The organism is Leptotrichia sp. oral taxon 847, from assembly GCF_001553645.1.
GTDB lineage: Bacteria > Fusobacteriota > Fusobacteriia > Fusobacteriales > Leptotrichiaceae > Leptotrichia.
Genome location: NZ_CP014231.1, coordinates 457,560 through 476,933, shown reverse-complemented (window position 1 = coordinate 476,933; position 19,374 = coordinate 457,560). Strand labels below are relative to the sequence as shown.

The 19,374-nt window shown below is 30.6% G+C and carries 17 protein-coding genes; 13 read left to right on the top strand and 4 right to left on the bottom strand.

The window, feature by feature from the left end:
* Window positions 1-14 precede the first annotated feature (14 nt).
* The 9 genes from AXF11_RS01995 to lgt all read left to right on the top strand — a co-directional run bounded on the left by AXF11_RS01995 (window position 15) and on the right by lgt (window position 8,344).
* The gene (locus AXF11_RS01995) at window positions 15-2,057 is read left to right on the top strand and encodes an HD family phosphohydrolase (RefSeq protein ID WP_068154458.1); all 2,043 of its coding nucleotides are present in this window, start codon (window positions 15-17) and stop codon (window positions 2,055-2,057) included.
* 21 nt (window positions 2,058-2,078) lie between these two features.
* The gene (ybeY, locus tag AXF11_RS01990; RefSeq protein ID WP_068154456.1) at window positions 2,079-2,543 is read left to right on the top strand and encodes an rRNA maturation RNase YbeY; all 465 of its coding nucleotides are present in this window, start codon (window positions 2,079-2,081) and stop codon (window positions 2,541-2,543) included.
* A 34-nt stretch (window positions 2,544-2,577) separates the two neighbouring features.
* The gene (locus AXF11_RS10535; RefSeq protein ID WP_156440361.1) at window positions 2,578-2,721 is read left to right on the top strand and encodes a hypothetical protein; all 144 of its coding nucleotides are present in this window, start codon (window positions 2,578-2,580) and stop codon (window positions 2,719-2,721) included.
* Window positions 2,722-2,750: 29 nt separating this feature from the next.
* Complete coding sequence (locus tag AXF11_RS01985; RefSeq protein ID WP_231724733.1) at window positions 2,751-3,458, top strand: diacylglycerol kinase; 708 nt, start codon at window positions 2,751-2,753, stop codon at window positions 3,456-3,458.
* Window positions 3,459-3,657: 199 nt separating this feature from the next.
* Window positions 3,658-3,927, top strand: coding sequence for a 30S ribosomal protein S16 (gene rpsP / locus AXF11_RS01980; RefSeq protein WP_068154452.1), 270 nt, complete (start codon window positions 3,658-3,660; stop codon window positions 3,925-3,927).
* Window positions 3,928-3,969: 42 nt separating this feature from the next.
* Window positions 3,970-5,280 (top strand): bifunctional folylpolyglutamate synthase/dihydrofolate synthase, encoded by a 1,311-nt coding sequence (locus AXF11_RS01975; protein WP_068154450.1) that lies wholly within the window; start codon window positions 3,970-3,972, stop codon window positions 5,278-5,280.
* A 75-nt stretch (window positions 5,281-5,355) separates the two neighbouring features.
* Window positions 5,356-6,192 carry a 3-deoxy-8-phosphooctulonate synthase gene (kdsA, locus tag AXF11_RS01970; protein ID WP_068154448.1) on the top strand — a complete coding sequence of 279 codons (837 nt, stop codon included), beginning with the start codon at window positions 5,356-5,358 and terminating at the stop codon, window positions 6,190-6,192.
* Window positions 6,193-6,220: 28 nt separating this feature from the next.
* Window positions 6,221-7,312, top strand: coding sequence for a pyridoxal-phosphate-dependent aminotransferase family protein (locus AXF11_RS01965; RefSeq protein ID WP_068154447.1), 1,092 nt, complete (start codon window positions 6,221-6,223; stop codon window positions 7,310-7,312).
* Window positions 7,313-7,339: 27 nt separating this feature from the next.
* Entirely contained in the window at window positions 7,340-8,344 is a 1,005-nt protein-coding gene (gene lgt, locus AXF11_RS01960; RefSeq protein WP_082729361.1) for a prolipoprotein diacylglyceryl transferase, read from the top strand.
* A 148-nt stretch (window positions 8,345-8,492) separates the two neighbouring features.
* Here lgt and AXF11_RS01955 read toward each other — a convergent pair whose 3' ends face one another.
* Entirely contained in the window at window positions 8,493-9,035 is a 543-nt protein-coding gene (locus tag AXF11_RS01955; RefSeq protein WP_068154445.1) for a helix-turn-helix domain-containing protein, read from the bottom strand.
* Between the two features lie 92 nt (window positions 9,036-9,127).
* Window positions 9,128-9,805: a PAQR family membrane homeostasis protein TrhA gene (gene trhA / locus AXF11_RS01950; protein WP_068154442.1), complete on the bottom strand. Its 678-nt coding sequence runs from the start codon at window positions 9,803-9,805 to the stop codon at window positions 9,128-9,130.
* Window positions 9,806-10,243: 438 nt separating this feature from the next.
* On the opposite strand from trhA, the gene AXF11_RS01945 reads away from it, so the two are divergent.
* A complete protein-coding gene (locus tag AXF11_RS01945; protein ID WP_068154440.1) occupies window positions 10,244-12,019 on the top strand; it encodes a 1-deoxy-D-xylulose-5-phosphate synthase in 1,776 nt (591 codons plus the stop codon).
* Window positions 12,020-12,089: 70 nt separating this feature from the next.
* On the opposite strand, the gene typA is transcribed toward AXF11_RS01945, so the two are convergent.
* Window positions 12,090-13,910 (bottom strand): translational GTPase TypA, encoded by a 1,821-nt coding sequence (gene typA / locus AXF11_RS01940; RefSeq protein ID WP_068154438.1) that lies wholly within the window; start codon window positions 13,908-13,910, stop codon window positions 12,090-12,092.
* 90 nt (window positions 13,911-14,000) lie between these two features.
* Window positions 14,001-15,074: a M24 family metallopeptidase gene (locus AXF11_RS01935; RefSeq protein WP_068154436.1), complete on the bottom strand. Its 1,074-nt coding sequence runs from the start codon at window positions 15,072-15,074 to the stop codon at window positions 14,001-14,003.
* Between the two features lie 159 nt (window positions 15,075-15,233).
* On the opposite strand from AXF11_RS01935, the gene AXF11_RS01930 reads away from it, so the two are divergent.
* The 3 genes from AXF11_RS01930 to AXF11_RS01920 all read left to right on the top strand — a co-directional run bounded on the left by AXF11_RS01930 (window position 15,234) and on the right by AXF11_RS01920 (window position 19,371).
* Window positions 15,234-16,436, top strand: coding sequence for an argininosuccinate synthase (locus AXF11_RS01930; RefSeq protein WP_068154434.1), 1,203 nt, complete (start codon window positions 15,234-15,236; stop codon window positions 16,434-16,436).
* 230 nt (window positions 16,437-16,666) lie between these two features.
* Complete coding sequence (locus AXF11_RS01925; protein ID WP_068154432.1) at window positions 16,667-17,917, top strand: glucose-1-phosphate adenylyltransferase; 1,251 nt, start codon at window positions 16,667-16,669, stop codon at window positions 17,915-17,917.
* Between the two features lie 65 nt (window positions 17,918-17,982).
* Window positions 17,983-19,371, top strand: a complete 1,389-nt coding sequence (locus AXF11_RS01920; protein WP_068154430.1) for a glycogen synthase — start codon at window positions 17,983-17,985, stop codon at window positions 19,369-19,371.
* Window positions 19,372-19,374: the final 3 nt, after the last annotated feature.

The window sequence follows — 19,374 nt, the reverse complement described above, 5'->3', positions numbered from 1 at the left end:
AGAAGGGGAAGAAAATGAAAGTAAAAATTTTGAGTCGTGAATTTGTATTTGAAATGAAAAAAGTGAAGAAGAAGGAAGAAAGAGAAAAAAAACATTTTGAAAAAAGGTTTTTGGGGTTAGTTGTATTATTTTTCTGTTTTGGTTTTTTCATAGAATATTCGAAGTTAAAAGTCGATTACAAAGTTGGAAGTGTGGCAACTTCAGATATCATTGCTCCCAAAAATGCCATTTATTTGACAGATTTGGTTGACGATATACTTCAAGATAGAATTCTTCAGACAACAACGCCAGAATATGATAAAATTCCTGGTGTAAATAGACAAACTATAATCAGTATAAATAAATTTTTTAGAGAAATTAAATTGCTGCAAACTTCTTCAGACGAGGAAATACAAAGTTATATTCACAGAAATAAATATGATTTTACGACTGAAGATATACGAAATTTGATAAAAAGAAATGAAGATTATGAATATACAGGAGATATTTCCGACTATGTTTCAAAAATTTATAGTGCAGGAATATTAAAAAAAGAAGATTTGGAAGAAGTTGCAAGAAAAAAGGATTTGGAAATAGATTATTTAGATATGAAGTTACTTAAAAATTTTTTAAAACCAAATTTAAAAATCAATGATAAGGAAACAGAAAAAAAAGTAGCCGACAGTATAGATTTTTTGAAAAATAGAGAAATTAAAATTTATAAAGGGGATATTATTGTAAGAAAAGGCGAAGTGATAGATGCAAACGCCTATTTAAAATTAAAAAAATTAAATCTTATAAGAACAGAAGATAAAGTAAAAAAAGTTATTGGTTTGACTTGCACATTTATAATAGCGATGAGTTTACTTTACTATGTTTTGAAAAAAAATTCGAGGGATGTAATTGAATCGAATGTGTATTTTGCGGTATGTATAACAATGATAATACTAAATTTGATATATGTTTGTACGTTTAATAAATTTCCATTTATTGTATATTTAATACCGTTTACAACCTTGCCTATTATAACAACAATATTGGGAAATCGGATGTTTGCGGCAATAATTACATTTATGGATATGATAATTTTATCAAGAGAAGAATTTTGGTTATTTATAATGATAGCGATGTCGCTTGCGGCAATTTATAAAGCGGATAAGCTGACAAATAGAAGTGATGTCATAAAAATAAGTCTATTTTTAGGAATTTTTCAGTCAATAATTACATTTAGTTACGGGATGGTAAACCAGATGGAAATAACTCTTATCGGAGTTTTAATCATCGAATCTGTGGGTTCTGGAATTCTAACTGGAGTTTTAACCGTGGGACTTCTTCCATATTTTGAAAATACGTTTGATATTTTGACCGATATAAAATTGCTGGAACTAAGCGATTTTTCACATACTTTGTTAAAGCAGCTGCTACTTAAAGCATCTGGGACATTTCATCACAGCATAATGGTTGGAGCTCTTGCAGAAAGTGCAGCGGAATCAATAGGTGCAAATGCTACGTTTGCAAGAATTGCTTCATATTATCACGATATTGGAAAAATGAAAAGACCAGAATTTTTTGTGGAAAACCAAGGTGGCGGAGTAAATCCACACAACAAGATAAAACCATCATTAAGTGCATTGATACTGACTTCTCACACAAAAGACGGCTACATTATGGGAAAGGAAAATAAACTTCCGAAAGAAATATTAAATGTGATATTGGAACATCATGGTACAACTTTGACGCAATATTTCTATTATAAGGCGCTAGAAAGCGGAGAAGAAGTTATCGAAAATAATTTTAGATATAGCGGACCAAAACCGTCAACAAAAGAATCTGGAATTATTCTTTTGGCAGATACAGTGGAAGCGGCAACTCGAACGCTTGAAAATAAAAGTAAGGAAAATATCGAGCGATTTATTAGATATCTAGTGAAAACTAAAATTGAAGATAATCAGTTGTCGAACGCAAATCTTACATTAGGAGAAATTGAAAAAATAATTCAGTCATTCGTTGTAACATTAAGAGGTGTTTATCACGAAAGAATAAAATATCCAAAGATGGATGAAAAAATAAAGAAATAAAAATAAAGAAAGGTTAAAAAAATGCTAGATGTAGATATAAGTTATAATATACCAAAAATAGATGATTTTTTTGACGAAAAAAAGATAAAAGAATTTGTAAATTATATTTTAAAAGATGAAAAAAAGAAAGAATATGATGAAAATGAATATTATTTGTCAATTTTGATTACGACAAATGAAGAAATTCAAAAGATTAACCGTGAATACAGAAATAAAGATATGCCAACAGATGTAATTTCCTTTGCATACAACGAAACGGAAAATTTTGGAGAAATAAATATGCTCGGGGATATTGTAATTTCTATTGACAGAGTAAAAGAACAGTCAAGTGAGTACGGACACTCTGATAAAAGAGAGTTTTATTATGTGTTGTGTCATGGAATGTTGCATTTATTGGGATACGATCACATTGAGCCAGATGATAAAGTTGTTATGAGGAAAAGAGAAGAAGAAATTTTGTCTGCATTTAATTATGAAAGAAATTAGACTCTGTTAAAAAATAGAAAGAAGGTGTAATTTTATGAAAAATAAGAGGGAAAATGAATTAACAAAGGGTAATGACATAAATGACATAAAAGATAGTGGAAAAAAGAAAAAGAAAATAAAAGGAAAAAAGGATTTTTTTCATTTTTTCATAAGGAAGATAAATATAACTGGGATATAAGAAAGGAGCGTGAGCACGATAGGCGCCTTGTGGATAGCTTTAACTATGCGATAGAAGGCTTGACTTCGGCACTACAAAATGAAAAGCATATGAAATTTCACATACTTTCTGCAATTTTAATAGTAATTCTTGCGATTTTGACAAATGCGAGTAAAGTTGAAATTTTGTTAATTTCAGTGTCCGTTGCTTTTGTAATCATAACAGAACTTATGAATACTGCAGTTGAAGCACTTGTGGATTTGATTTCGCCAGAGCGGCATCCACTTGCAAAATTAGCCAAGGATGTTGCAGCAGGAGCGGTACTAGTCGCAGCAATAAATGCAATTTGTGTCGGATATTTACTGTTTTATGACAAATTACTTGATATTTTTGATACTCAAAATAAACTACATATAATTGCAGGAAGAAAAGGAAATATTTCAATTTTAATTTTAATTCTAGTTTCGATTCTTGTAATAGTCCTAAAATCGTTTTATAGCAAGGGAACTCCGCTTGAAGGTGGAATGCCAAGTGGTCATAGTGCAGTAGCTTTTGCAACTTTTGGAATTTTAATTTTTATGATAAGCGATATAAGAGTTTTACTTTTGGTGTTATTTATGGCAGGATTAGTCGCTCAAAGTCGTGTAAAATCTGGAATTCACAGTATAAAAGAAGTCATTGCAGGTGGGATACTAGGATTTTTAGTTGCATTTATAATAATGTTTTTTATGATAAAATTTGGAATATTATACAATTAAAATTGTTATTTATTTGATTTTGTATTTTCTTTTGAGTAAAATTTTTCTATGTCTTTTTTTAGCAGAAGTGCTTATCACCGCACCCCCGTGCCCCAGTTAGCTTTTGACATTTAAAAAATATTGTAAAGAAAAAATACTTGACATAAATTGATTTTTTTTGTATAATCTTTTTAGTAAATAAAAATTTGGAGGAAAATTAATGTTAAAAATAAGATTAACTAGAATAGGAAGAAAAAAAGTACCTTTTTACAGAATAGCTGCAATGGAAAATTTATCTAAAAGAGATGGAAAAGCAGTTGCTTATTTAGGGACTTATAATCCACTTGCCGAAGATGATAAGCAAGTTGTGTTAAAAGAAGAAGAAATTTTAAAATATTTGTCAAATGGAGCTCAACCAACTGATACAATAAAAAGTATTTTAACAAAAGCGGGTGTATGGGAAAAATTCCAAGAATCTAAGAAAAAATAGTAAAAGAGCGTAAAGCTCTTTTTTTGTATAAAAAGGAAAAATATGAAAATAGAAAAAATTTTAGAAGAAATTTTTAGCTTGAGAAATAAAAATCGCAGGGAAAATATTGATGATCTGAAAAAAATTTATAAACTTTTGGGAGAACCTTGTAAAAATAAAAAAATAATTCATATTGCTGGGACAAATGGAAAAGGTTCTACTAGTACTTTTTTGGAAAATATATTTTTTTATTCAGGATATTCTGTTTGTAAATTTACTTCTCCACATATTTTGAAGTATAATGAAAGAATTGTCTCAAATAAAAAGATGATTTGTGATGAAAAAGTACAAAAATATTATGAAATTTTAAAAAAAATTTTAAATGATTTGAAATTAAAAATTAACTTTTTTGAAATTACGACTTTTATTGCGCTTTTATTTTTCGAAGACGAGAACGCAGAAGTTATAATTTTGGAAACGGGATTAGGTGGCAGACTTGATGCGACAAATGTTGTAAATTCAGTGATTTCAGTAATAACAAATGTGAGTTTTGACCATACGGCAATACTTGGCAATACATTAAAGGAAATTGCTTTTGAAAAGGCGGGAATTATAAAAAATGGACAACTTTGTGTATATTCACAAAATTTAATTGAGCTTGAAAATGAGATAGATAAAAAGACTAAAAAATCTATTAATGTTTTAAAAAAATATAAAAATATTGACATTAAACTTAATAAAAAAAATTTCACGACAACTGTGAAATTTGAAGATGATGGAAAAATCAAACAATTTGAATTGCCACTTTTTGGAAAATTTCAAGGAAATAATTTTTTAGTTTGTTATGAAATTGCAAAACAGTTTGAAATTTCTGACAAAGAAATTCAAAATGGGATTAGTCATTTAAAATTGCCTGGTAGATTTGAAATTTTTTCAAAAAAACCGTTTACAATTTTGGACGTGGCACATAACGAAGATTCGATAAAAGTTTTGTTTGAAAATTTGTCTTTTTTGTATAGAAAAAATGAAGTGATTTTTATAACTTCGATGTTAAAGACAAAAGATTTTGTGCCAATTTTTCAAAAAATCCAAAAGTTTTCAAATAAGATTTTTGTAACTTCGTTAAAAGATGTAACTTACGGAATGTCTTCTGAGGAAATAAAAAAAGAAATCAAAAAATTAAAAAATAAAGATATTTTTTTAGAAAACATTGTTTTTGAAGATGATATTTTAGTCGCTTATGAAAAAGCAAAAGAAATGGGAAATTATAAAGCAATCGTCATTTGTGGCTCATTTTATGAAATTGCAAAATTTAAAAAATTATTTGAAAATGGGAATAAAAAAATTGGAAAGAGTAAAATTTCTGTTTTTTAGAAATTAAAAAAAGTTAGCAAAAAAATTGATGTTGTGGTAAAATATAACAGAAGTTTTTCAGAAAGGATAAAAGTTATGTTGATAGATAGAGTAAAAAAAGTAAAAATTACTGATAAGATAACGGTTGGTAATAAGAAAATATTTCTTATTGCGGGACCTTGTGTGATTGAATCCGAAGATTTAGTCATGGAAGTTGCTGGAAAAATGAAAGAAATTACTGATAAATTAGGTATTGACTACATTTTTAAGGCATCTTTTGACAAGGCTAACCGTTCTTCAATCTCATCTTTTCGTGGACCAGGATTAGATAAAGGTTTGGAAATTCTGGCAAGGGTTAAGGAAAAATATGGTGTAGCATTGGCTACAGATATTCACGAACCTTGGCAGTGTGAAAAAGCTAAAGAAATCATTGATTTATTGCAAATTCCAGCATTTCTGTGCAGACAGACGGATTTACTTGTGGCAGCGGCAAAAACTGGGAAAGCTGTAAATATAAAGAAAGGACAGTTTTTGGCACCATGGGATATGAAAAACGTTGTGAATAAATTTCGTGAAGTTGGAAATGAGAATGTAATGCTTTGTGAAAGAGGAGCGACTTTTGGCTATAACAATTTGGTTGTGGATATGCGTGGACTTTTGGAAATGAGAAAATTTGGGCATCCCGTTGTGTTTGATGCAACACATTCAGTACAAATTCCAGGTGGAAAAGGCGACAGTACGGATGGGAACAGAGAGTATGCCTATCCGCTAGCTAGAGCGGCCGTTTCTGTTGGAGTGGACGGAATTTTTGCAGAAGTTCATCCAGATCCCGACAGAGGACTTTCAGATGGACCAAATATGTTAAAATTAGAAAATGTTGAAGAAATTTTGACAAATTTATTGAAATACGATAAATTAACAAAAGAATTATAATAAATAAAATTTTAGGAGGAAAATTATTATGAGTTCAAAATTATTATTGACACCGGGACCTACAAACATACCCGAAAGATATTTAGAAATTTTAGGAAAAGATATCATTCATCACAGAACACCTAAATTCAGGGAATACATGAAAGAAAACAATGAATATTTAAAAAAGATTTTTAAGACAAAAAATGATGTAACAGTTGTAACTTCATCAGGAACTGGTGTTATGGAAGCCGCAGTTGTAAACTTTTTTTCAAAAGGAGAGAAAGTTTTAGTGATTAATACTGGATATTTTGGAGATAGATTTAGAAAAATAGGAGAAATTTATGGACTTGATATGATAAATTTGGAATATGAATTTGGAGAAAGTTATAAATTAGATGACGTAAAAAAAGTTATTTCAGAAAATCCAGATTTAAAAGGAATTTTAATGACTCACAGCGAAACGTCTGTAGGAATTTTAAATGATGTAAAAGCGGTTGGAGATTTGACTAAAAATACTGATATTTTATTAGTTGTTGACACAATTAGCGGACTTGTGGTAAACAGTTTTGATTTTGATGGGTGGGGAGTCGATGTTGCAATAGCAGGAAGCCAAAAAGCTTTTTTAATACCACCAGGATTAGCTTTTGTCGCAGTTAGTGATAAAGCCAAAAAAGCTATGGAAAGTTCAGATTTACCAAAATATTATTTTGATTTAAAACAGTATAAAAAATATTTTGAAAATAATTTAGAAACTCCATACACTCCAGCGATTGCATTAATTTTGGCACTTAATGCGTCATTGAAAGACTTGGTAAACAAAGGTATTGACAATATTATTCAGCAAAAACACGATTTGAGAAAACATATTGAAGAAAAAGCAAAGAAATTAGGATTTAACTTGCTTGTAAAAAATGAAGAAAATAGAACAAATACACTTGTTTCAATTTACAGGGAAGATGTTGTCATAAAATCAATAATTTCGGCTTTGGAAGAAAAAGGCTACACAGTTACAGGAGGAAAAGGAAAATATGCGCAGAGTCTTATGAGAATAGGACTTTTGGGAGAAATCTCAAAATCTCAAATTGATGACTTTTTTGTGATTTTTGAAGAAGAGTTAAATAAACAGTTGGGAAAATAAGAAGTGATAAAAAGATAGGAGAAATGAATGAAGCCGTATTTATTTAAAATCGGAGGATTTGAACTTAGAATATATAGTCTTATGTATATTTTAGCTTTTTTATGCGGAATATTTATCGGAATTGCTGATGACGTGGCAGAAAAGCGGGGAATTACTGATAGAAAAATTATAGAAGATTTTGCATTTACAACAATACTTTCAGGATTGATTGGTGCTAGACTATATTATGTAATCTTCAAATTTGGAGATTATATAGGAAATCCGCTATCCATATTTTATGTTTGGCAAGGCGGGCTTGCAATTCACGGTGGAATAATCGGTGGATTTATAGGAGCTTATTTATTTGCTAAAAAAAGAAAGATTAATTTATGGGTATTGACTGATATGGCAGTGGGAGCACTGCTATTTGGTCAGTTTTTAGGTCGTTTTGGAAATTTGGCAAATGGAGAAATTCATGGTGTGCCAACGTTTACACCGCTTAGCGTTATTTTTTCGGGAAGATTTAACGAATGGTGGGTGCGATATCAGTCAATGAGCGCTAGTATGCAGGCAAGATTTAAAGAAGTTGTACCTTGGGGACTAAAATTTCCCTTAGATACGCCTGCAGGTTCGGAATTTCCAAATTTACCGCTTCATCCGGCGATGCTGTACGAAGGATTTTTGAATTTAATAGCATTTATAATTTTATGGTTTTATTTTCGAAAAAAAGAAAAAAATCCTGGAGTGTTGACAATGATCTATTTAATAATGTATGCACTTATAAGAATGTTTGTAAGTACATTTAGAGCAGAAGATTTAAGAGTGCCAGGAACTTCAATAAGAATGCCGTATTTAATAAGTATTATTATGATTGTGATTGCGGTAATTGGAATTGTCTATTTTAGTAACCCTAAAAGAAAATTTGTGCCGGTTGACGAAGTTAAAAAAAATCCAAATGAAACCAAAGAAACTAAAAAAGATAATTTAGATGATGAAATTACTGAAAATAATGATACAAAAGATTCTGATAAAACAGAAGAAGTTGAAATATAAAAAAATAAAAAACTATTTTAAAGCTAGAAAAAACTTGACTTTAAAGTAGTTTTTTTATAAATTTATGATTATCGAAGAATTATTGGAAATTATAAAAAAACTATCAAAATATTATGACAGTTTTTTAGGAATTTTATTTTTAAAATTATTATTTTCTTTTTCCTCTATTATCAATTAAGGCTTCAACGCCACCTTGTTCATATTTTTTTACCCAAGAATAAATCTGTTGGTATGAGATACCAAATTTTTTTATAGTTTCATTGTAGTTATAGTAATTAGCAATACAATATTCTACAATACTGACTTTTCTTTCCAAATCAATTCTTACATGTTTTTTTCGACGAATAATATTTCCATCTAAATCTCTATTTTTTCTGTAATCACGAATCCAATAATTTAATACGCTCACTGAAGAAATTTTATAATGTTTGCATATATCGAATAGGGAACTTTGACCGTTTAAGTATTCTAAAACAGCTTTTTCACGGACTTCTTTCGAGTAATGCTTATTTTTACCTGAAGTAGTGATACTTTCTTCGCCTAATTCAATGTACTTTTTTTTCCAAGTTGTCAGAGCAGATTTTGAAATGCCGTATTCTTTGGCGATGCTCCTGATACTTTCGTTTTCCTCTAACACTTTTTTAATAAGTTCGATTTTCAGTTCATTGGATATTTTAGATTTTCTTCCCATTAAAAAGTTCCTTTCAATTAGTTTTTCAAAAAAAACAACCACTTCACTGAAAAGTAGCTAATTTTTTAAGTATAATTTACAAATAAATATATTTAAATTAGATAAAATACTGAAATAAAATGGGCGATACTTCCCAGCATGACAAAAATATGCCAAATCATATGATTAAATTTACATATTTTCCATTGATAAAAAATGGTACCTAATGAATACAGAAGACCACCGATTATAAGGAAAATTAATGATATTTTATTTATATTTGTTATTAAACTTCCCCAAGCTATTACAATCATCCATCCCATAAAAAGATACAGTAAAGTGGAAAAAATTTTAAATTTTCCAGTAAAAAATACTTTAAATAAAATTCCTAAAAAACAAGTTATCCATTGCAAAGCTAAAATAATTTTATTTGTTGGAGAATCTACAACAAGATATAAGAATGGCGTATACGATGCCGCAATTAAAATATAAATTGCAGAATGATCTAATATTTCAAAAACTCTTTTTGCAATACCTGGATGTAGACCATGATATATAGATGACATTGTATAAAGTACAATCAATCCAAATCCAAATACCATAAACGAAATAATGGTTCCTATGTTATGTGTCCAGCTGGCTCTTATTGTAAGAACAAAAAGTGCAATAATCGATAATCCCGAACCTACAGTATGACTTACAAAATTTCCAATTTCTTCTCCGTGTGTAAACGTTTCGGTATTTTTATCTTTTATTTTTGAAATTTGATTTTTACTAACCGTTTTTTTCATAAATTTCCCTTTCAAAATAAATATAATATTTATATATATTACATATAATGATACCATATAAAGTTTTATTAAATATTTTTTTTCCCTTATAAAATCGTTACATTTATAATTTTATTTTTTTTTAAAATTATCATTGACTACAAGATGTCATTTTATTTATTAAAGTTTATTTATTTCTTTGTATAAAGGAAAACGACCGCTATTTTCTCTTATAATCCTAATTCATAAAACTGATGAAGACTAGCTGGGGTGCGGGCGCGGTGATGAGAGTTTCTGCTTAAAAAAATTATTTTAGTAACTTTATAGCTTAAAATAGAAGTTTTTATTTATCGCTAAATATTTTACTTCTCCAATTTAAAAAAGTATTAGACTTAAAGTTATTTTTGATGTATAATAATTTGCATAAGCAAATTTTAAATATGAAAGGAATTAAAAAAAATGATATTAGAGAAAATAAACGAACCGAAAGATGTGAAAAGATTAAATAGGGAAGAATTGGTAAAATTAGCTTCAGACGTGAGAAAAGCTTTGTTAAATAGAGTCAGTAATTATCCAAAAGGAGGGCATGTGGGGTCTAATTTTGGAATGGTTGAACTGACAATTGCTCTTCATTATGTGTTTAATTCTCCGATTGATAAAATAGTATATGATGTGTCGCATCAGGCTTATACACATAAAATTTTAACTGGAAGAAAAGATGGATTTTTGTATGAAGATAAATTTAGCACTGTAAATGGATACACTGACCAAGATGAAAGTGAACACGACTTTTTTAGAGTGGGACATACTTCAACTTCTATAAGTCTTGCAGCAGGACTTGCAAAAGCAAGAGATCTAAAGGGACGTGATGAAAATATAATTGCTGTGATTGGAGATGGTTCTCTAAGTGGAGGACTAGCTTTTGAAGGATTAAACAATGCAGCTGAACAAGGTGGAAACTTGATTATAATCGTAAATGACAATGAGCAGTCGATTGCTGAAAATCACGGAGGACTTTACAAAAATTTAAAAGAGTTGAGAGATACAAAAGGAAAAGCGAAAAATAATTATTTTTGTGCACTTGGACTTGATTACAGATATGTAGCCAATGGACATGACATTAATAAACTAATCGAAGTGTTTGAAGAAGTTAAAAATATTAATCATCCGATAGTTTTACATATTCATACAACTAAAGGGAAAGGGCTTTCATATGCTGAAAAAGATAGAGAAACTTGGCATTATAATTCAAACTTTGTGCCTGAAACAGGCGAGCCTAAAACAAAACCTGAATCAAAAGAAAATTTTGGTGATATTACTTTTGACTTTATGATTGAAAAAATGAAAAAAGATCCGAGGGTTTGCTTTATTAATGCCGCTGTTCCGATGGGGTTTGGGTTTACAAAAGATAGAAGAGAAAAATTGGATAAATTGAGAAAACAATATGTTGACGTTGGGATTGCCGAAGAACATGCGACTACTTTTTCGTCAGGAATGGCTACAAATGGTGCAAAACCAGTATTTGGGGTAATTAGTACTTTTGTTCAAAGAACTTATGACCAAATTTCACATGATATTGCGATAAATAAAGCGCCAACGGTTACTTTAGTATTTGGTGGAACATTGAAAGGTATGAATGATGTAACACATTTAGGATATTTTGACATACCGATGATTTCAAATATACCGAATATCGTGTATTTGGCACCAACTACGAAGGAAGAATATTTGGCAATGCTTGAATGGGCGATTGATCAAAATGAAAATCCAGTATTTATAAAAGTGCCTGGTGGAGCAGTTCAACATTCTGGAATTGATGTGGATAAAGATTATTCTAATTGGAATAGCTACAAAGTTGTGGAAAAAGGAAATGATGTGGCGATTGTTGGATTGGGAGAATTTTTTTCGTTAGGTAAAGAAGTGAAGGAATTGCTGAAAGAAAAAGCTGGAATTGATGCGACATTGATAAATCCCAGATTCATAAGTGGTATCGATGAAAATTTGTTAAATGAATTAAAAGAAAATCACAAATTGGTAGTTACATTGGAAAGCGGACAAAAAGAAGGAGGATTTGGAGCAAAAATCTCTAGTTTCTATGGAGCTTCTGACATGAAAGTGCTTAATGTGGGTGCTAAAAAAGAATTTACAGATGAAATTCCTTACGATGTATTTTTTGAAAACAATAGACTTACAAAAGAGCAAATTGTTGAGGATATTTTGGAAGTATTAAAATAAAAAAATAAAAAAGAGAATAATTTTTCTATTCTCTTTTTTTATGTAAATTTTTTATAGATTTAAAATATTTTTACACTCTGCTTGTTGTCCCATTTTCAATTTTTTTTCTGTCGTTAGCTTTTAAATATTTTTTTCTAAGTCTTATTGAATTAGGTGTAATTTCTACAAGTTCGTCAGCTTCAATGTATTCAAGTGCTAATTCTAGGGTAAATTCTTTTGGAGGTGCCAGTTTTACAGCATCATCACTTCCTGCAGCTCTCATATTTGTAAGCTTTTTACCTTTGCAGACATTTACGACTAAGTCATTTTCTCTTGAATGCTCTCCAACTATCATTCCTTCGTATACTTCCACACCAGGTCCGATAAATAGCGTACCTCTTGCTTGAAGATTATTTAGCGCATAACCTAAACTTGTTCCAGGCTCCATCGCTATTAAAACTCCTCGATGTCTATTTGTAACTTCTCCTTTGAAAGGTTCGTAGTCAAAGAATGAATGGTTTAAGATTCCAGTTCCTCTTGTTTCAGTCAAAAATTCGTTTGTGAATCCGATAAGTCCTCTTGATGGTACTTTAAATTCAAGTCTTGTATAACCATCAGTCCCTTGATTCATATTTACCATTTCTCCTTTACGAAGGCCAAGTTTTTCAATAACGACTCCGACAAATTCGTCAGCAACATCAATTATGGCAAGTTCAATTGGCTCCATTTTTTTACCATTTTCTTCTTTGTAAATAACTTCTGGTTTTGACACAGCTACTTCATAACCTTCTCTTCTCATATTTTCTAATAAAATAGATAATTGCAATTCACCTCTACCTTTTACGATAAATGCATCAGGTGAATCTGTCATTTCAAGCCGCATACTTACATTGTGGTTAACTTCTTTTTGAAGTCTTTCTAAAATATTTCTGGAAGTTACAAATTTTCCATCTTTTCCAGCAAAAGGTGAATCATTTACTAAAAAGGTCATAGCAAGTGTTGGCTCATCAATGTCAATTAGCGGAAGTGGTTTAGGATTTTCCTTGGCTGCAACAGTTTCTCCTATATCAATTTTATCAATTCCCGCAATCGTAACAATATCCCCAGCTAGTGCTTCTTCCATTTCAATTTTTTTAAGTCCATCATATCCGTAAATTTTAGAAATTTTTCCGCTTACCAAATCTCCGTTTCTTTTGATAAGAGTAACTTCTTCGTTTTTAGAAATTTTTCCGTTATAAATTCTTCCAGTCCCAAGTTTTCCAACATATTCGTCGTATTCTGTATTAGTGATTAACATTTGAAGCGGTTCAGAAGCATCTCCTTCAGGATCTTCAACGTGCTGCATAATCATGTCATAAAGTGGTTTCATATCTTTATTTTCATCTTCTAACTCAATTTTAGCATACCCATTTTTGGCTGAAGCGTAAACAACAGGAAAATCTAGCTGAATATCGTTTGCTCCAAGTTCAACAAATAAATCAAATACTGAATCCACGACAGCGTCAGGGTCAGAATTTGGTCTGTCAATTTTATTTACGACTACAATTGGTCTTAGTCCGTGTTCTAGTGCCTGTTTTAGTACATATTTAGTCTGCGGCATAACTCCTTCAAAAGCGTCCACCAAAAGCAGAACAGAATCAACCATTTTTAGTATTCTTTGTACTTCCCCACCAAAATCAGCATGTCCCGGTGTATCAACAATATTTATTTTATATCCTTGGTAATGAAATGAAGCGTTTTTAGAAAAAATTGTAATTCCTCTCTCTTTTTCTAAATCGTTGCTATCCATCACTCTTTCATCAACTTTTTCATGTTCTCCGAATGTTCCCGCCTGTTTTAAAAGTGCGTCCACGAGCGTAGTTTTTCCATGGTCAACGTGTGCAATAATTGCAATATTTTTAATTTTACTCATTTCTATTTTGTATTTTTTCTCCTTCTATTTAGTTCTGTTTCGTACATTATACCACATTATTTCATTTTTTTGTATTTTTATTGCTAAAAATTATTCTATAATAATCAATTCTTTTGGACTTTTATTCAAAACTTCACATCCATTTTTAGTCACAACGACATCATCTTCGATTCTAACTCCACCGAATCCATCAAAATAAAGTCCTGGCTCAACAGTTACTATCATATTTTCTTCAAGTTTTAAGTGCTGAGATTTCGATAAATACGGCATTTCATGAATTTCAAGACCTATTCCGTGTCCCAATCCATGCCCAAAATATTCTCCTAAATTTTTGCTTTTAAAAAAATCTCTCACAGCTTTGTCAACTTCATCTGTGTACATCCCTGATTTTATTGTCTTGATTCCAAGAAGGTGTCCAGCTAAAACTGTGTTGTAAATTTCTTTATGTTTATCCGTAATATTTTGTCCATAGTAAACCGTTCTTGTGATGTCAGAAACATAGCCGTCGTAATATGCTCCAAAGTCCATTGTGATAAATTCTTCCTTTTGAATCTTTTTATCACTTGCGACTCCGTGTGGCATAGCAGATCTTAGTCCACTTGCAATGATGGTGTCAAACGATCTGTTTTCTGCTCCTAATTTTCTTTGAATGTATTCCAGATATGCTGCTATTTCTTTTTCAGACACACCTTCTTTAATTTCTTTTAACACTTCAGAAAAAGCAGCATCACTTATTTCAATGGCTTTTTTAATAGTTTCAATCTCTTTTTCAGATTTTTTCATTCTTTGTAAAATTAACTCATTTCCTACAGGAGTAAGTTTTGAGCTAAAATTTTCTTTTATTGCCTGATAAAGTGCAAACGAAACATTGTTGTCTTCAAATCCCACATTTTTTAAATCCAATTTTTTTACAAGCTCTCCAGCTGAAACGATCAAAGTTCTACTTTCTACAAATTCAAATCCCATTTTTGTAACTTGCTCAGTCGCTTGCTTTTTGTATCTAAAATCTGAAAAAAAGTAATTTTCTTCTTTTGTAACGAGTGCAACTCCTGTAGTTCCAGTAAATCCCGTAAAATATCTAAGATTGTACATATCCGTAATAAAAAGTCCATCGATATTTAATTTTTTTAAAATATTTTTTAATTTTTTTGTTTTATTTTCCATATTTTTTAACCTTCTTTCATTAATTTTTTTATTATATAATTTTAGCACAAAAAAATGAAAAAAAGCAATAAATTTTTGTGAAATTCGTGATATGTTGTTGACTTTAACTTACAAATATGATAAATTTTACTTATCAAAAAAATTATAAGGAGATCAAAAATGGCAAAAGAAAAAGTAGTATTAGCCTATTCAGGTGGATTAGATACGTCAATTATTATACCTTGGTTAAAAAATAACTATGATTTAGAAGTAATCGCTTGTTGTGTAGATGTGGGACAAGACGAAGATATGAGTGCTGTAAAACAAAAAGCGATTGAATCAGGAGCTTCTAAAGTTTATGTGGAAGATAAAAAAGCAGAATTTGTAAAAGATTACGCGTTTCGTGCACTAAGAGCAGGAGCGGTCTATGAAAATAAATATTTACTTGGGACATCGTTTGCAAGACCGCTAATCTCAAAGGTACTTGTGGAAGTTGCACATAAGGAAGGAGCAAAATACATTTGTCACGGATGTACAGGAAAAGGAAATGATCAGGTAAGATTTGAAACTGGTGTATTTTCATTAGATCCAACAATTCAAATTATAGCTCCATGGAGAATTTGGGACATCTCATCAAGAGAAGATGCAATTGACTATGCTCAAAGATTTGACATAAAAATTAATGTAACAAAGGAAAAAATCTATTCAAGAGACCAAAATTTATGGCATATTTCACACGAAGGTGGGGATATTGAAGGACTTGAAAACGAACACAAGGAAGATATTGTCTATGTGATGACAACGCCACCTGAAAAAGCGCCAGATAAACCAACTTATGTGGAAATAACTTTCGAGAAAGGTTGGCCAGTTAAAGTTGATGGCGAAGTTTTGGAACCAGTTGACTTACTTAGAAAATTAAATAAAATTGCAGGAGAAAATGGAGTTGGAGTAATCGACATCGTTGAAAACAGACTTGTTGGAATGAAATCTCGTGGAATTTACGAAACTCCAGGTGGAACACTTCTTATGGAAGCATTAAAAGATTTGGAAACATTGATTTTTGACAAAGATACATTTGAATTTAAAAAATTAGTTTCAAGAAAATATGCTGATTTAACTTACGCTGGACAATGGTTTACACCGCTTCGTGAGGGGCTTGACGCCTTTGTTGAGGAAACTTCAAAAAATGTAAATGGAACAATAAGATTAAAATTATACAAAGGAAGTGTAAAAATTGCTGGAAGATTTACCGACTACGCACTTTACGACGAAGGAATCTCATCATTTGGAGCAAGTGAGCTATACAGCCATAAAGATGCAGAAGGATTTATAAAATTATTCTCACTTCCAAATAGAATAAGAGCTTATAAAAAACATAAATAGTCAGTAATTTTGAAAATACTTCTAAAAAATAATATTTCACAAAATATACGATTAAAAAAAGTCTTTAGCTAAAACTAAAGGCTTTTTTTGTAAAAAATAGCGAATTTTTGTTAAAATTTTTGTAAATCTAAAATTTTATGATAAAAATATAAAAAAATTTGAAAATACTATTTGATTTTTTCAAAAATGGGGGTATACTTTAGTGTAAGATAAAAATGGAGGTAATAAATATGAAAATGTTAGCTATGATATTAGCTGGTGGAAGAGGGTCTAGACTTGACATCTTATCGGAAAAAAGAGTTAAACCTAGTGTTCCATTTGCTGGGAAATTTAGAATTATAGATTTTGCACTTAGTAACTGTTCAAATTCAGGAATTTATGAAGTTGCGCTTCTTACTCAATATTTGCCGTTATCATTAAATGAACACATCGGTTCGGGAAAACCATGGGATTTTGATAGAAGAGATACAAGCATCACAATGTTACAGCCACATGAAAAACTTAGCGGAAACTCTTGGTACAGAGGGACAGCTGACGCAATTAGACAAAATATAGAATTTATCAGAAATAAAAATCCAAAATATGTGTTAATCTTATCAGGAGATCATATTTATAAAATGAACTATAAATGGATGTTAAAAGAACACATAGAAAATGGCGCTGAACTTACGATTGCAGTTCAACCTGTGCCAATGGAAGAAGCAAGTAGATTTGGAATTTTTGAAGTGGACAAAAATAAAAAAATTATTAGTTTTGAGGAAAAACCTGCTGAACCAAAGAGTAATTTAGCTTCAATGGGAATTTATATTTTTAACACTGATACTTTATTAGAATATCTTGAAGGTCTTCCAAATGACGATTTAGATTTTGGAATGCACGTAATTCCTGCAATGATTCAAAATGATAGAAAAGTTTATGTTCATACTTACGACAGTTACTGGAAAGATGTAGGAACTTATGACTCATACCTTGACGCAAACTTGGATTTGATTAAAAAATCTGAAGAAGTTGGAATTAACTTATACGACAAAGATTGGAAAATTTACACTAGAAGTGAAGACTTAGCACCAGTTAGAATAGGATTAAGTGGAAATGTTCAAAATTCATTGATCTGTGATGGATGTAAAATTGAAGGAAGCGTTCAAAATTCAGTATTAGGACCAGGTGTTACAGTGAGAAAAGGAGCGACAGTTAGAAATAGCATAATTTTCTCAGGAACTTATATAGATGAAAATTCTCACTTAGATACTATAATTGCAGATAAAAATACATATATCGGGAAAAATTCATTTGTAGGAAATGGAAACGCTGATATTCCTAACAAAGAAAGACCTGATTTATTATATTCAGGAATTACTGTTATAGGAAAAGGTGTTCATATACCTGATGGTTCAATCATCGGTAAAAATGTAAGAATACTTAGTGGTGTAAGAGTTGATCCGTATAACAGAACTATTGAAACTGGAGAAACAGTAAGATAAAAATGTAAAAAAGATTTCGGGGCTTTCCCCGATTTCTTTATAAAAGAGCAAAGGAGTGGTTTAATTTGAAAATAGTTTATTTAGCATCAGAGGTAGCTCCATTTTACAAATCTGGTGGTCTTGCAGATGTGATGGGTGCGCTACCAAAAAAAATGCAGGAATTGGGACACGAGGTTTCAATAATAATGCCAAAATATGATAAAATTCCACTAAAATTTTTAGAAAAGCTGGAATGGGTGGCAAGACTTGAAAGTCATGGGGATATTTTCAATTTAGTCAGATATCCAGATGACAAAATTAACTATTATTTTATTGAAAATAAGGCTCTATACGAGCGTGGAAGAGTTTACGGGGATTATGACGAAGATATTCAATACGCAATGTTTTCCGAATTAGCACTTAGATTTTTAAAAGAAATAAATTTGCAGCCAGATATTTTACATTGTAATGACTGGCAAACAGGACCTGTTCCGTATTTTTTGAACGTGAGATACAATTACGATCCATTTTATTGGGATATAAGAACAGTTTATTCAATTCATAATTTGATGTATCAAGGAAGATTTTCTAAACGGTCTTTTGAGAGAATGGGATATTATATGAATGACAGAAATGACTTGAATTTTATGGAAATAGGAATTGGATCTGGGGATGTTGTAAATACAGTTAGTCCGACTTATGCTGAAGAAATAAAATATCCTTATTTCAGCGAAGGACTTGAATGGATTACAAATCACAAGAAAATTTATGGAATTTTGAATGGAATTGATGTCAATGTATTTGATCCTAGAAATACAAAAGGAGTAATTCCTTTTGACAAAGATCATCTTGACAAGAAAAAAGAAAATAAATATAAATTGCAAGAAAAATTAGGGCTTCCAAAATCAGATGATGCAGTGATTTCAATAATTTCCAGACTTGTTGAAGGAAAAGGGTTGGATTTGGTAAGTGCAGCACTTGAAAATCTTTTGCAGTATGATGCTGTTCAAATTATAATTTTGGGTAGTGGAGATAGATTTTACGAAGATTATTACAATTATTTGGCTTGGAAATATCCTAATAAATTTAAAGTTTATTTGGGTTACAATGCAGAACTTGCTAACGAAATTTATGCGGGAAGCGATATGTTCTTGATGCCTTCAAGATATGAACCGTGTGGGCTTAGCCAAATGATAGCGATGCGTTTTGGAACTGTTCCAATTGTACGTGAAACAGGTGGGTTAAAAGATACTGTTCAACCTTATAACGTATTTACAGACGAAGGAAACGGTTTTTCATTTACAAATTTCAATGCGGACGATATGCTGTTCACAATAAAAGTAGCTGAAGGAATTTATTACGACAGACCAGATGTTTGGAAAAAATTGGTCAAAAGAAATATGGAATTAGATTTTTCTTGGGATAAATCAGCTAAAGAATATGTAAAATTATACGAAGAAGCGAAATCTCATTAATTT

Coding starts and splice junctions, on each gene's coding strand:
- AXF11_RS01995 (WP_068154458.1), top strand. CDS start 15: ATGAAAGTAAAAATTTTGAGTCGTGAATTTGTATTTGAAATGAAAAAA.
- ybeY (WP_068154456.1), top strand. CDS start 2,079: ATGCTAGATGTAGATATAAGTTATAATATACCAAAAATAGATGATTTT.
- AXF11_RS10535 (WP_156440361.1), top strand. CDS start 2,578: ATGAAAAATAAGAGGGAAAATGAATTAACAAAGGGTAATGACATAAAT.
- rpsP (WP_068154452.1), top strand. CDS start 3,658: ATGTTAAAAATAAGATTAACTAGAATAGGAAGAAAAAAAGTACCTTTT.
- AXF11_RS01975 (WP_068154450.1), top strand. CDS start 3,970: ATGAAAATAGAAAAAATTTTAGAAGAAATTTTTAGCTTGAGAAATAAA.
- kdsA (WP_068154448.1), top strand. CDS start 5,356: ATGTTGATAGATAGAGTAAAAAAAGTAAAAATTACTGATAAGATAACG.
- AXF11_RS01965 (WP_068154447.1), top strand. CDS start 6,221: ATGAGTTCAAAATTATTATTGACACCGGGACCTACAAACATACCCGAA.
- lgt (WP_082729361.1), top strand. CDS start 7,340: ATGAAGCCGTATTTATTTAAAATCGGAGGATTTGAACTTAGAATATAT.
- AXF11_RS01955 (WP_068154445.1), bottom strand. CDS start 9,035: ATGGGAAGAAAATCTAAAATATCCAATGAACTGAAAATCGAACTTATT.
- trhA (WP_068154442.1), bottom strand. CDS start 9,805: ATGAAAAAAACGGTTAGTAAAAATCAAATTTCAAAAATAAAAGATAAA.
- AXF11_RS01945 (WP_068154440.1), top strand. CDS start 10,244: ATGATATTAGAGAAAATAAACGAACCGAAAGATGTGAAAAGATTAAAT.
- typA (WP_068154438.1), bottom strand. CDS start 13,910: ATGAGTAAAATTAAAAATATTGCAATTATTGCACACGTTGACCATGGA.
- AXF11_RS01935 (WP_068154436.1), bottom strand. CDS start 15,074: ATGGAAAATAAAACAAAAAAATTAAAAAATATTTTAAAAAAATTAAAT.
- AXF11_RS01930 (WP_068154434.1), top strand. CDS start 15,234: ATGGCAAAAGAAAAAGTAGTATTAGCCTATTCAGGTGGATTAGATACG.
- AXF11_RS01925 (WP_068154432.1), top strand. CDS start 16,667: ATGAAAATGTTAGCTATGATATTAGCTGGTGGAAGAGGGTCTAGACTT.